This is a genomic window from Acidovorax sp. (assembly GCF_046339755.1).
Classification (GTDB): Bacteria; Pseudomonadota; Gammaproteobacteria; order Burkholderiales; family Burkholderiaceae_C; genus Acidovorax.
The window spans coordinates 1-13346 of sequence record NZ_JBKDTZ010000261.1 but is presented as its reverse complement, the minus strand read 5'-3'; the positions used below and the strand labels follow the sequence as shown (position 1 = coordinate 13346).

The 13346-nt window shown below is 68.1% G+C and carries 11 protein-coding genes; 4 read left to right on the top strand and 7 right to left on the bottom strand.

Annotated features, from left to right (window positions below; all coding sequences use genetic code 11):
* The 3 genes from ACK59X_RS22920 to ACK59X_RS22910 all read right to left on the bottom strand — a co-directional run.
* Window positions 1–2613 (bottom strand): efflux RND transporter permease subunit (locus ACK59X_RS22920; protein WP_409960686.1); only part of this gene is annotated, 2613 nt, incomplete at its 3' end.
* 33 nt (window positions 2614–2646) lie between these two features.
* Entirely contained in the window at window positions 2647–3891 is a 1245-nt protein-coding gene (locus ACK59X_RS22915) for an efflux RND transporter periplasmic adaptor subunit (protein WP_409960685.1), read from the bottom strand.
* A gap of 443 nt (window positions 3892–4334) precedes the next feature.
* Window positions 4335–5216 (bottom strand): alpha/beta hydrolase, encoded by an 882-nt coding sequence (locus ACK59X_RS22910; protein WP_409960684.1) that lies wholly within the window; start codon window positions 5214–5216, stop codon window positions 4335–4337.
* Window positions 5217–5389: 173 nt separating this feature from the next.
* On the opposite strand from ACK59X_RS22910, the gene ACK59X_RS22905 reads away from it, so the two are divergent.
* The gene (locus ACK59X_RS22905; protein ID WP_409960683.1) at window positions 5390–6307 is read left to right on the top strand and encodes a LysR family transcriptional regulator; all 918 of its coding nucleotides are present in this window, start codon (window positions 5390–5392) and stop codon (window positions 6305–6307) included.
* A gap of 46 nt (window positions 6308–6353) precedes the next feature.
* Window positions 6354–6656, top strand: coding sequence for a VF530 family DNA-binding protein (locus tag ACK59X_RS22900; RefSeq protein ID WP_409960682.1), 303 nt, complete (start codon window positions 6354–6356; stop codon window positions 6654–6656).
* Between the two features lie 7 nt (window positions 6657–6663).
* Here the strand turns inward: ACK59X_RS22900 and ACK59X_RS22895 are convergent, their stop codons facing one another.
* Window positions 6664–7281: a DJ-1/PfpI family protein gene (locus tag ACK59X_RS22895; RefSeq protein WP_409960681.1), complete on the bottom strand. Its 618-nt coding sequence runs from the start codon at window positions 7279–7281 to the stop codon at window positions 6664–6666.
* A gap of 88 nt (window positions 7282–7369) precedes the next feature.
* Here ACK59X_RS22895 and ACK59X_RS22890 point away from each other — a divergent pair, with 88 nt between their 5' ends.
* Window positions 7370–8701 carry a PLP-dependent aminotransferase family protein gene (locus tag ACK59X_RS22890; RefSeq protein WP_409960680.1) on the top strand — a complete coding sequence of 444 codons (1332 nt, stop codon included), beginning with the start codon at window positions 7370–7372 and terminating at the stop codon, window positions 8699–8701.
* Here the strand turns inward: ACK59X_RS22890 and ACK59X_RS22885 are convergent.
* Complete coding sequence (locus tag ACK59X_RS22885) at window positions 8698–9621, bottom strand: carbon-nitrogen hydrolase family protein (protein WP_409960679.1); 924 nt, start codon at window positions 9619–9621, stop codon at window positions 8698–8700. The two genes, ACK59X_RS22890 and ACK59X_RS22885, sit on opposite strands and share 4 nt — an antisense overlap.
* Before the next feature lie 80 nt (window positions 9622–9701).
* Between ACK59X_RS22885 and ACK59X_RS22880 the strand changes: the two genes are divergently transcribed.
* Window positions 9702–10634, top strand: a complete 933-nt coding sequence (locus ACK59X_RS22880; RefSeq protein ID WP_409960678.1) for a LysR family transcriptional regulator — start codon at window positions 9702–9704, stop codon at window positions 10632–10634.
* Window positions 10635–10655: 21 nt separating this feature from the next.
* Here the strand turns inward: ACK59X_RS22880 and ACK59X_RS22875 are convergent, their stop codons facing one another.
* Both ACK59X_RS22875 and ACK59X_RS22870 read right to left on the bottom strand, forming a co-directional pair.
* Window positions 10656–11615: an alpha-E domain-containing protein gene (locus tag ACK59X_RS22875; protein ID WP_409960677.1), complete on the bottom strand. Its 960-nt coding sequence runs from the start codon at window positions 11613–11615 to the stop codon at window positions 10656–10658.
* A complete protein-coding gene (locus ACK59X_RS22870) occupies window positions 11615–13072 on the bottom strand; it encodes a circularly permuted type 2 ATP-grasp protein (protein WP_409960676.1) in 1458 nt (485 codons plus the stop codon). The genes ACK59X_RS22875 and ACK59X_RS22870 overlap by 1 nt, the downstream gene beginning before the upstream one ends.
* Between the last annotated feature and the right edge of the window lie 274 nt (window positions 13073–13346).

Genomic DNA, 13346 nt, shown 5'->3' with positions numbered 1-13346 from the left:
GCACCGCTCGGTCCACTCGACGCTGATGCCCTTGGGCAGCGTCACGGCGGCGATGCGCTCGAGGGCGTCCTGCGCCGGGCCCGACGAGACGCCGGGGCCGGGCTGGCCGGTCACGTCAGCGGCCAGGAAGCCGTTGTAGCGCATGGCACGCTCGGGGCCGAAGCTCGGCTCGAGCTTCATCAGCGCCGACAGCGGCACCATCTCACCCGAAGTGGAGCGCACCTTGAGCAGGCCCACGTCATCGCTGCGGGCGCGGTAGGCGGCATCGGCCTGCACGCGCACGCTGTAGGTGCGACCGAACTGGTTGAAGTCGTTGGCGTACAGGCTGCCCAGGTAGATCTGCAGCGTCTCGAAGATGTCCGTCACCGGCACACCGAGCTGGCGCGCCTTGGTGCGGTCGATGTTCGCGTACAGCTGCGGCACGTTGACCTGCCAGCTCGTGAACAGACCGGCCAGCTCGGGCGTCTGGTAGGCCTTGGCCATGAAGGCCTTCACGGCGCCGTCCATGGCCTCGTAGCCCAGCGATGCGCGGTCTTCGATCTGCAGCTTGAAGCCACCCGTGGTGCCCAGGCCCGCCACCGGTGGCGGCGGGAACATGGCGATGAAGGCTTCCTGGATCTCGCCGAAGGACTGGTTCAGCTGGCCCGCCACGGCGCCGCCGCTCTGGTCGGCACGCGTGCGCTCGGCAAAGGGCTTGAGCGTGGCGAACACGATGCCGGAGTTCGAGCTGTTGGTGAAGCCGTTGATCGACAGGCCGGGGAAGGCGATGGCGTCTTCCACGTTGGGGTTCTTCTTCATGATGTCGCCCATGCGGCGGATCACGTCCTCGGTGCGGTCCAGCGTGGCACCGTCGGGCAGCTGCGCGAAGCCGATCAGGTACTGCTTGTCCTGCGCCGGCACGAAGCCGCCGGGAATGATCTTGAACAGGCCGAAGGTCGCGCCCACCAGGGCCAGGTAGATCGCCAGCATCACCGCCTTGCGGCCGATGACGCGCTTGACGCCGCCGCTGTAGGCCTCGGAGCCGCGATGGAACAGGCGGTTGAATCCGCGGAACACGCCGCCCAGTACCTTGTCCATGCCGCGCGTGAGCGCGTCCTTGGGCTCGTTGTGGCCCTTGAGCAGCAGTGCGCTGAGCGCGGGCGACAGGGTCAGCGAGTTGATGGCCGAGATCACCGTGGAAATGGCGATGGTGACCGCGAACTGCTTGTAGAACTGCCCCGTGAGCCCGCTGATGAAGGCCAGCGGCACGAACACGGCCACCAGCACCAGCGCGATGGCGATGATGGGGCCGGAGACTTCGCGCATGGCGCGGTAGGTGGCCTCGCGCGTGGTCAGGCCGGCCTCGATGTTGCGCTCCACGTTCTCCACCACCACGATGGCGTCGTCCACCACGATGCCGATGGCCAGCACCAGGCCAAACAGGCTCAGCGCGTTGATCGAAAAGCCCAGCAGGTGCAGCACGGCAAACGTCCCCACCACCGACACCGGCACGGCCAGCAACGGGATGATGGAGGCGCGCCAGGTCTGAAGGAACAGGATCACCACCACCACCACCAGGGCGATGGCTTCGAGCAGGGTCTGGATCACCGACTTGATCGATGCGCGCACGAACTGCGTCGGGTCGTAGGCGATGCGGAACTCCACGCCCTCGGGCATGTTCTTCTGCAGTTCTTCCATGGTCTTGCGCACGTTGGCCGAGATGTCCAGGGCGTTGGAGCCCGGCGCCTGGAACACGCCCATGCCCACGGCCGGGTCGTTGTTGAGCAGCGAGCGCAGCGAGTAGTCGGCCGCGCCCAGTTCCAGGCGGGCGATGTCGCGCAGGCGCGTTACCGCGCCGTCGGTGCCGGTCTTGACGATGATGTCGCCGAAGTCGTCCTCGGTCTGCAGGCGGCCCTGGGCGTTGATGGACAGCTGCAGGTCCACGCCGGGCAGGCCGGGAGATGCGCCCACCACGCCGGCGGCGGCCTGCACGTTCTGGCCGCGGATGGCGGCCACCACGTCGCTGGCCGAGAGGCCGCGCTGCGCTACCTTCTGCGGATCGAGCCAGACGCGCATGGAATAGTCGCCACCGCCGAAGATCTGCACCTGGCCCACGCCCTGGATGCGCGCGAGGCGGTCCTTGACGTTGAGCACGGCGTAGTTGCGCAGGTAGTCGATGTCGTAGCGGCCATTGGGCGAGACCATGTGCACGACCATGGTCAGGTCGGGCGCGCTCTTGACCGTGGTGACGCCCAGGCGGCGCACTTCCTCGGGCAGGCGTGGCTCGGCCTGCGAGACGCGGTTCTGCACCAGCTGCTGCGCCTTGTCCGGGTCGGTGCCCAGGGCGAACGTCACGGTCAGCGTCATCACGCCGTCGGTCGTGGCCTGGCTGCCCATGTAGAGCATGCCTTCCACGCCGTTGATGGATTCCTCCAGCGGCGTGGCGACGGTTTCGGCGATGACCTTGGGGTTGGCGCCCGGGTACTGGGCGCGCACCACCACGGAGGGCGGGGCCACTTCGGGGTATTCGGAGATCGGCAGGCTGCGCAATGCGATCAGCCCCCCGAGGAAGATGAGCACCGACAGCACCCCGGCGAAGATGGGTCGGTCGATGAAGAAGCGGGATAGATTCATGGCTGGTGTTCTTTCAGCGGGCGCTCACTGCCCTTACGCGGCAGGCGACTTGGCGGCGCGGGCTTCCTTGCGCTCGGCGGCAGGGATCTCGGCCTTGGCGGTCATGGGGACGGACTGCGGGGCGACGACGGCGCCGGGGCGCACGCGCTGCAGGCCGTTGACGATGATGGTCTCGCCGGCCTTCAGGCCCGAGGTGACCACGCGCAGGCCTTCGATGGGCGCACCCAGCGTGACCTCGCGGTACTCGGCCTTGTTGCCTTCGCCCACCACCAGCACGAACTTCTTGTTCTGGTCCGTGCCCACGGCGCGCTCGTTGATCAGGATGGCCTGCGAGCTGCGCGCCTGGCCCATGCGGACGCGCGCGAACTGGCCGGGGATGAGGTCGCCACCTTCGTTGTCGAACACGGCGCGCACGCGCACCGTGCCGCTTTTCGCATCGACCTGGTTGTCGATGAGCTGCAGCTTGCCCGTGTGCGGCGTGCCGCCCGAGGTGCCGGTGCCCATCTGCACGGGGATGCGCTCGATCAGGGTGCGGGCGCTGGTGCCGGACTTGAGGTCCTGCAAGGCCTTCACCACCACCTGCTCGTCGGTATCGAAGCTGGCGTAGATCGGGCTTACCGAGACCAGCGTGGTCAGCACCGGGGCGCCGGGGCCCGAAGCCACCAGGTTGCCCTGGGTGACCTCGATGCGGCCCACGCGGCCGGCCACGGGGGCACGCACCTGGGTGTAGCCGAGGTTCAGGCGCGCAGTCTGCAGCGCGGCCTGGGCGGCACGCAGGTTGGCATCGGCCTCGCGCTGGGCGTTCTGGCGTTCGTCGTGCTCGCGCTGGGCGATGGCGCTTTCCTGCAGCAGGCGCGTGGCGCGCTCCAGCTCACTGCGGGTGTAGGAAACGCGGGCCTGCGCGGCGGCGACCTGCGCCTCGGCGCGGTCCACTTCGGCGGCATAGGGCGCCGGGTCCACGGTGATCAGCAGGTCGCCTTGCTTGACCAGCGAGCCTTCGCGGAAATGCACGGATTGCACGGCACCGGAGACGCGGGCGCGGATGTCCACGCGCTGCACGGCTTCGAGCCGGCCCGAGAACTCGTCCCACAGGGAAATGTCCTGCTGCAGCACGGCGGCCACGGAGACCGGCACGGCCTGCGGCTGTGCGGCACCAGCCGTGGCCTGGGCCGAGGGCGACTGGAACACCAGCACGGCGGAGGCCGCGACGGCAGCGGCGGCCGTGGCCAGGGTGGCGAGGCCCAGGGGGCGCTTGGGGAAAGGAAGATGGAAGTTCATGGTCACTTTCTGTGGCGGGGCCGTTCTCGTGGAACAGGTCCCGCAGCGGTTTTCAATATCGGATGGAATGGAAGCGGACGAAGTCTGGGCACTGACACGGTGGCAAGGTCAACACCGGCTGCGCAAGGCGGCGGCGGTGGTGTCGGCAGTGGCAGTGCTCCCGGGTGCAGCGGCCTGCAGATGGATGGTGTTCATGGGCTAGTCCTCCGTGTCGTTGAAATGGGCAAAAACAGATCGTCAAAAAAACGCGGGCAACAGCCGGTCCGTACCGCTCTCGGGCGGCACTCGCACCGGCTCCTGGCCAGTCATGGGCAAAGCATTCCCCCTCCGGCGCCAATGGCCGGAAATTTGCAGGGTGAGCGCCTGGCTCGGTAAGTGGGGTGGCGGGAGTATCGAACCTCAACTTACGTTGAGGTCAACCACATCCTACAAACCCTGGGGTCTCAGGTGGGGGCCGGACATCGGGTGTCCTCGAAAAACTGCCGGATCTGCACCAGCGCGCCTTCGGCGCAGGGGCAGTCGCGCAACCCGGCCTCCAGGGCTTCGGGCATCTCTCCGGCTTTGGGGAACACATGGCGCCGCACCAGCAGGCCGGCGGATTCGAGGCGCGCGGCATAAGCCAGCGCCTCGTCGTGCATGGGGTCGGTATCGCCCACCATCACCAGGGTGGAGGGCAGGCCCGCCAGGCGGTGTGCAGTGGCGGGCACGGCATAGGGGTGTTCGGCATCGCGCGGGCAGCGCAGGAAATTGCGCCAGCCTTCGGTCCATTTGCAGCCGGTGGCATCGCCCGTGGCTTCGCGCACCGAGGCCGTGCCCACGCAGGGGTCGAGCATGGGCGACAGCAAAATCTGCCCGGCCAGCGGCGGATGCGACTGGTCGCGTGCCATCACCGAGACGGCCGCTGCCAGGTTGCCACCGGCCTCTTCGCCGGCCAGGTAGATCTGGGCGCCCTGGCCGCCGAGCTTGACGCGGTTGCGGAAGGCCCATTGCAGCACACCGTAGCCGGTGTTCACGGGCTGGGGAAACGGGGTCAACGGGTAGGCCACCGACACCACCACGGCGCCGGCCCGCTCCAGCAGGTCGGCCACGGTGCAGCCGGTATCGAGGTCACCCGTGGTGAAGGCGCCACCGTGGAAATGCACCACCAGCGGCGAAGGCTTGCCGGGCAGCTTGCGGCCGTAGACGCGCACCGCCACCTCTTCGCCCTTGGCCACCTCAATGGTGGCATCGGTGCGCTGGGGGGCGCCCACTGCGGCGCCAGGGGCCTTGGAGGAGGCTCCGGCACGGCTAGGCGACGATGTGGAAGGCGAGCGATCGGGCTGCATGGCATGGACCCATTGGATTGACGATGGATGAAATGTAGTACCTTGCGACTTTCGGATAAACAGGCCAAACACCACTGCACTGTTTCCAAAAGCTCAACAATCCCGCGCAGGCCGCGTGTGAGAATTACCCTGCACCCACTGGTGGGTGCAAGTACAAAGTACAAGGAGAGCCCATGGACCAGATACAGGCCATGCGCATATTCGTGCGGGTGGTGGAGGCCGGCACGTTCACCAGGGCGGCGGATTCGCTTTCGCTGCCCAAGGCCACGGTGACCAAGCACGTGCAGGCGCTGGAGGAGCGCCTGCGCGTGAAGCTGCTCAACCGCACCACGCGCCGCGTCACCGTGACGGCCGATGGCGCCGCCTACTACGAGCGCACCATCCGCCTGCTCACCGACCTCGATGACATCGAGGCGAGCATGACCAACGCCCGCTCCAACCCGCGCGGACGCCTGCGCGTGGACGTGGGCACCTCGATGGCGCAATTGCTCATCCTGCCCAACCTGGCCGAGTTCCATGCGCGCTACCCCGACATCCAGGTGGACCTGGGCGTGAGCGACCGCATGGTGGACCTGATCAGCGACAACGTGGACTGCGTGATCCGCGGCGGCGAGCTGACCGACCAGTCGCTGGTGGCGCGGCGCATCGGCAACCTGGAGTTCATCACCGTGGCCTCGCCCGAGTACCTGGAACGCCACGGCACACCCACGCACCCGCTGGAAATCGAAGAAAAACACTCCATCGTGGTCTATTTCTCGCCCCAGAGCGGGCGCCACTACCCGCTGGAGTTCCGCAGGGGCGAGGAGTCGGTGGACATCACCGGCCCCTACCAGGTCAGCGTGAACGAGACCAATGCCTATGTGACGGCGGTGGTATCGGGTCTGGGCATCGGGCAGATCACCAGCGTCCAGGCCACGCGCCACTTCGAGAACGGCACGCTGGTGCGCCTGCTGCCCGAATGGACACAGGCGCTCCTGCCGATCTATGTGGTCTACCCGCCCAACCGCCACCTGAGCGCCAAGGTGCGGGCCTTCGTGGACTGGACGGCCGAACTGGTGCAACGCAACTCGCACCTGCAACGCACGACCTGACTGCCTCTGGGCCGTTTCGCGCCATGCCCCAAGGTATGCTTGGGGGATGAGCGACGCCCCCGATACCCCCGAGCCCGAATCTGGGTCTCTACCCGAAGCCGCGCCCGCCAAACCGGTCCAGCCGCGCAACCCGCTGCACGGCGTGACCCTGGAGACCATGGTGGTGGCCCTGGCAGACTACTTCGGCTGGGACGAACTGGGCCAGCGCATTCCCGTGCGCTGCTTCCAGAGCGACCCGAGCGTGGCATCGAGCCTCAAGTTCCTGCGCAAGACGCCCTGGGCACGCGAGAAGGTCGAGAGCCTGTACCTGTTCATGCTGCGCGACCAGAAACGCAACGCGCAGGAGTGAAACCGCCTCAGGCGGGTTCGGCTACAGGCATGTAGCGTTCGATATGGCCCATGGCGCGGGCCACATAGTCGTCCTTTTCGCCCACCGGGGCGAAGTAATGCAGGGCGGTGGCCGCCTCCTCCACCCCCGCCAGGCGGGCAATCACCCAGCCGGCCAGGTAGGACGAGGACAGGCAGCCCCCGGCCGTGGCCACATTGCCATGGGCAAACAGCGGCTGGTCCAGCACGGTGACACCGGCGGCCTGCACCCAGGGCTTGGTGGTCAGGTCCGTGCAGGCGGGCACGTTGTCCAAGAGCCCCAGTTTGGCCAGGACCAGGGCCCCCGAGCACTGGGCACCCAGCAACTGCCGCGCAGGGTCGAACTGCAGCTGCGCCATCAGCGCGGCGTCTTCAACCACCTCACGCGTCTTGATGCCACTGCCCACCAGCACCGCATCGGCATCCCGCGCCCAATCCAGCGAGGCATGGTGCGGCTCGACCACGATGCCGTTCATGGAGCGCACACGCGGCGCGGGGCCAACCAGGGCCACCTCCCAGCCCGGGCGCTTGACCCGGTTGAGGATGCCCAGGGCGATCAGGGAGTCGAGTTCATTGAAGCCGTCAAAGGCCAGCAGGGCAATGCGCATGGTGTGTGCTCACGGGGTGAAAGATGCGCCATCGTAAGCAGGCCACTTAGTACAATCAAAGAATTGTCATAGATACACTGGGATTGCGATGGGCCTGGTCCGGTACAAACACGTGGTCGATGCGCTGGCCGCCGACATCCGCACCGGCCGGCTGCGGCCCGCCACCCGCCTGCCCACGCACCGCGCACTGGCGGCGAAGTACGGTCTGGCACTGGGCACGGCCAGCCGTGTGTATGCCGAGCTGGAGGCCATCGGCCTGGTGGTGGGCGAAACCGGGCGCGGCACCTTCGTGCGCGACCCCTCGTACCCGCGCCCCGGCGCCGACCTGACCGCGCCGCAGGCCAGCGCCATCGACCTGTCGTTCAACAACCCCAGCGTGCCCGGGCAGGCCGAGCAATTGCGCGAGGCCCTGCGCCAGCTTGCGGCCTCGGGCGACCTGGAATCTCTGCTGCACTACCAGCCCTACGGCGGGCGCCTGCACGAGCGCGCCATCGTGGCGCGGCACCTGCAGTCGCGGCTGCTGAAGGTGCCGGGCGAACAGGTCCTCATCGTCAATGGCGCCCAGCACGGCATGGCGGTGGCCGCGCTGGGCCTGCTCCAGCCCGGCGACATCGTGGCCGTGGACGCCCTCACCTACCCGGGCTTTCGCGTGCTGGCCGAGCGCCTGCGGCTGGACCTGGCGCCCGTGCCCATGGGCCCCGAGGGCACGGACCTCGACGCGCTGCAGCGCCTGTGCCATGCCCGGCCGGTGCGCGCCATCTACACCATGCCCACGCTGCACAACCCGCTGGGCTGCGTGATGCCGGCGCGCTCGCGCGGGCGCCTGGCCATGATCGCGCGCCAGCACGATCTGCTGGTGATCGAGGATGCCCCGTACGCCTACCTGGCCGGCGATGCCTTGGTACCCATCGCCGCGCTGGCGCCCGAGCGCACGGTGTATGTCTCCAGCCTGTCCAAGAACGTGGCCACAGGCCTGCGCTTCGGCTTTGTCGCGGCCGCGCCGGAGATGATCACGCCCCTGGAGCGCGCCATCCGCGCAACCTCCTGGAACACGGCCGGCATGCTCACCGCCATCGCCTGCGCCTGGATCGAGGACGGCACCGTGGCCCGGCTGGAAGCCGAAAAACGCGCCGACACCGCGCAGCGCCAGGCCCTGGTCACCGAGGTGCTCGGGGAATTGCCGCTGGTGCGCCACCCGCACTCCTACTTCGTCTGGCTGCCGCTGGGCGATGACCAACGGGCCGACCGCATTGCAGCCACCTTGCTGCAGCGCGGCGTCACGGTCTCCACCGCGGAAGGCTTTGCCACCACCACGCATGTGCCCCAGGCCCTGCGCGTGGCGCTGGGCTCGGTGCCGCTGGAAGAGCTGCCCCGGGCGCTGGCGCTGGTGCGGCAGGCGGTGGAGCAGGATTCGTCCTAGTCGCTGAAAGCCACCGTCTGGCGCGCACGCCGGTCTACCTGCAGGGTGAAGATGTCGGGCCGCGCATAGTGGCCCACCACGTCGAAGTCGTAGCGCGCACGCACCAGCTCCTCCACGTCGATCTGCGCGGTGAGCAGGCCGGTGCTGTTCTGCAGCGGGCCGGCCAGCACGTCGCCCAGCGGCCCCACGATCACGCTGTTGCCGCGGATCAGCGGGCGGTCGGCATCCCAGCCCGGTGCCTCGATGCCCAGGGCGCGCGGCGAGGGCTGCACCTGGCAGGCGCTGATGACGAAGCAGCGCCCCTCGTGCGCGATGTGGCGCATGGAGCATTGCCAGATGTCGCGCTCGTCCACCGTGGGCGCACACCAGATCTGCACGCCCTGGGCATACATGGCGGTGCGCAGCAGGGGCATGTGGTTCTCCCAGCAGATCACGCCGCCGACGCGGCCAACGGCCGAATCGACCACCGGCAGGGTGGAGCCATCGCCCTGGCCCCAGATCAGGCGCTCGGTGCCGGTGGGCATGAGCTTGCGGTGCTTGGCCACCAGGCCCTTGTCGGGATCGAAGTACAGCGCCGTGCAGTACAGCGTGCTGCCCGCGCGCTCGATCACGCCCAGCACCAGCATGGCGCCCGTGCGCTGCGCAAGGCCTGCCAGTGCCTCGGTCTCGGGGCCGGGCACGTCGATGGCGCTGGCATGGTAGCGCGCAAAGGCCTCGCGCCCCTCGGGCAGGCGGTAGCCCAGGCGGGTGCCGAAGATCTCGCCCTTGGGGTAGCCGCCCAGCAGCGCCTCGGGCATGACGACCAGGCGCGCGCCCGAATCCTGGATTTCGCCTTCGAATGCGAGCACGTTGGCCAGCGTCTGGGCCGTGCCTTCGGGCGAGGAGCCGATTTGCAGGGCGGCGACGGTGGAAATTGCCATGGATGAACTCCGTTGATTGCAGATGCGCCAGTGTTGCCGCACCGATAAGATGAATCAACGCCGCTCCATTGCTGAAAGATATGAATGACATTGATATCGGATTCGACCTGAACGTGCTGCGCGTCTTTGAAGCCTTGTACGAAGAAGGGGGTGCCACGCGCGCCGCGCTGCGCCTGTCGCTCACCCAGTCGGCCGTGAGCGCGGCGCTGGGGCGGCTGCGCAAGGTCTATGGCGACCCCTTGTTCACGCGCACCGGCCGCGGCCTGGCGCCCACGCTGCGCGCGCAGGAGCTGCGGCCGGTGATCGGTGAGGCACTGAACAAATGCCGCGAAAGCCTGGCCCTGGGCACCTCGATCGCGGCGCGCTACCAGGGCCGCTCGGTGGTGCTGGGCCTGTCGGACGATTTCGAGATCGCCATGGGCCCGTGGCTGGTGCAGTTGATGGCGCAGCACGCGCCGGGGCTGCGCCTGGCGTTCCGGCAGACGCACAGCCAGATCGTGGCCGAGATGCTGATGGCGCGCGAGATCGACCTGGCCATCACGGCCGGCGGCTTTGCCACGCGCTGGCTCAGCCACCGGGTGCTCGGCGAAGGCGGCTATGCCTGCGTGGCGGATGCGCCAGCGGGCCGGCGCAAGGCGCCCTCCAGGCTCACGGTGCAGGACTACGTGGCGCGCGACCACGTCCTCATTTCATCGGGCGGCTTCATCGGCGTGGTGGACGAGGTGCTGGCCGCCCTGGGCCACAAGCGCCGCGTGGTGGCCTCGACCACGCACTTCGCCGCCCTGCCCTACCTGCTCAAAGGAACGCATGCCATCGCCACGGTGCCTGCGCATGCCGCGCATGCCATGGCGCGCCTGGCCGGACTGGTGGTGCTGCCCTGCCCCGTGGCCATGCCGCGCTATGCGGTGGAACTGGGCTGGCGCACCGACGCCCTGCGCGACTCGGCCGTGGCGCAGGTGCAGTCGGTGGTGGCGGCCCACTGGGGTGGGCCGCCTGTGGAACCGGGCGGCTGAAACCAACCCGGCAGGGCTGCCTCAATCCCCCGTCGCGACCAGGAAGTTGCGGCTGATGCCGCCACCCAGGTCGTTCACGCGGTCCAGGAACTGCGTGAGGAAGGCGTGCAGCCCGGTCGACAGGATCTCGTCGATGCGGCCGTACTGCAGGTCGGCCAGCAGGCGGCCGGCGCGGCGCTGGGTTTCCGACGAATGGTCGTTGGCGAGCACGGCCAGGTTGTCCACCACCTCGCGCATGCTGGCATGCAGCGAGCGCGGCATGTCGCGGCGCAGGATCAACAGGTCCGCCACGCGGCCCGGGGTGATCACGTCGCGGTAGACCTTGCGGTAGACCTCGAAGGCCGAGACGCTGCGCAGGATGGCGCTCCAGTGGTAGAAGTCGTTCTCCTGGTTGCGCTCGCTGGCGCGACCGAAGAAGTCTTTCTTCACGGCGTGGAACTTCACATCCAAGAGGCGCGCGGTGTTGTCCGAGCGCTCCAGGAAGGTGCCCATGCGCAGGAAGTGGAAGGCCTCGTCCTGCAGCATGGTGCCCAGGGTGACGCCGCGCGACAGGTGCGAGCGGTACTTGACCCACTCGAAGAACTGGCCCGGGTCGCGCTCGAAGGCGTCGCCCTTGAGCAGGCGCTGCAGCTCCAGCCAGGTCTGGTTCTGCGTTTCCCAGATCTCGGTGGTCAGGGCACCGCGCACGGCACGGGCGTTCTCGCGCGCAGCGCGCAGGCAGGAGACGATGGACGAGGGGTTCTCGCCATCGCGCACCATGAAGTGCAGCACGCGCTCGGGCGTCACTTCGCCATGCTTGGCGGTGTAGGCGGGGATCAGCTCGCTGATGGACAGCAGGCCCTCCCACCCCTCCTGCGCCACGGCGGCGGACTGGGGCAGCAACGAGGTCTCGTAGCTCACGTTGAGCATGCGTGCGGTGTTCTCCGCGCGTTCGGTGTACCTGGACATCCAGAACAGGTGATCGGCTGTGCGGCTGAGCATTACGCGGTCCCTCCTTCTCCGAGCACCCAGGTGTCCTTGGTGCCACCGCCTTGTGATGAATTGACGACCAGCGAGCCTTCCTGCAGGGCCACGCGCGTGAGGCCGCCGGCGACCATCTGCACGTCGCGCCCGCTGAGAACGAAGGGGCGCAGGTCGATGTGGCGCGGCGCGATGCCGGCGTCCACATAGGTCGGGCAGCTCGACAGGCTGAGCGTGGGCTGTGCGATGTAGCCGGCCGGGTTGGCCAACAGCGCTCCGCGGAAGTCCTCGATCTCGGCCTTGGTGGCGGCCGGGCCGATGAGCATGCCGTAGCCGCCCGCGCCGTGCACTTCCTTGACCACCAGTTCGGACAGGTGGTCCAGCACGTACTGCAGGTCGTCCTGCTTGCGGCACATCCAGGTGGGCACGTTCTTCAGGATGGGCTCCTGGCCGAGGTAGAAGCGGATCATCTCGGGCACATAGGGGTAGACCGACTTGTCGTCGGCCACGCCCGTGCCCACGGCGTTGCAGATGCCCACGTTGCCCGCGCGGTAGGCCTCCATCAGGCCGGCGCAGCCCAGTGTGGAGGTGCGGCGGAACACCTGCGGGTCGAGAAAATCGTCGTCCACGCGGCGGTAGATCACGTCCACGCGCTGCAGGCCGCGCGTGGTGCGCATGTAGACGAAGCGGTCCTTGACCACCAGGTCCTGGCCCTCGACCAGCTCCACGCCCATCTGCTGCGCCAGGAAGGCGTGCTCGAAGTAGGCGCTGTTGTGCATGCCGGGCGTGAGCACCACCACCGTGGGCTCATCGGCCGTGGCGGGGGCGCTGGCGCGCAGGGTCTCGAGCAGCATGTCCGGGTAGTGGGCCACGGGCGCCACCTTGTGCAGGCTGAACAGGTCGGGAAAGAGCCGCATCATCATCTTGCGGTTTTCCAGCATGTAGCTCACGCCGCTGGGCACGCGCAGGTTGTCTTCGAGCACGTAGTACTCGCCTTCGCCCTGGGCGTTGGGGGCGCGCACGATGTCGATGCCGGCAATGTGCGCATAGATGTTCTGCGGCACCTGCACGCCCGCCATCTCGGGCCGGTACTGGGCATTGTTGAGCACCAGGTCGGACGGAACGATGCCGGCGCGGATGATGTCCTGCCCGTGGTAGACATCGTGGATGAAGCGGTTGAGCGCCGTGACCCGCTGCACCAGCCCCTGCTGCATGCTGGCCCACTCGTGCGAGGGGATGATGCGCGGTATCAGGTCGAAGGGAATGAGCCGCTCGTTGCCGGCGCCGTCCTCGTCCTTGGCGCCGTAGACGGCAAAGGTGATGCCCACGCGGCGGAAGATCATCTCCGCCTCGGCCCGGCGGGCCTGCATCACGTCCACCGGCTGCCTGGACAGCCATTGCGCGTAGCGCTTGTAGTGTTCTCGCACGTCGCTGCCATCGAAAGGCAGCATGGCGTACATCTCATCAAATTTCTGCATGAACTGGCCTCCTGCTTGCAGGATAGCAAGTTGTGCGCCCAGTTTCCGCAAATCAGCCGACTGCGGCAGTACGCCATCGGCCGCTGGCTGTGTCAGCGCGGCAAAGCTGGCACCATGTCGTGCCTCCAATACCGTCGGCTGGCATCGCGTTCGCAGGCCACCTCTTCGGGCTGCGCGGGCGCGCCCCTGCCGCGGAACCTGACGCGTATACCCATCTGACGCTGCCGTCGACTCGCCCTCAGGGTGTGGCTCGGTGGTCGCCGGAGCAGGAAGC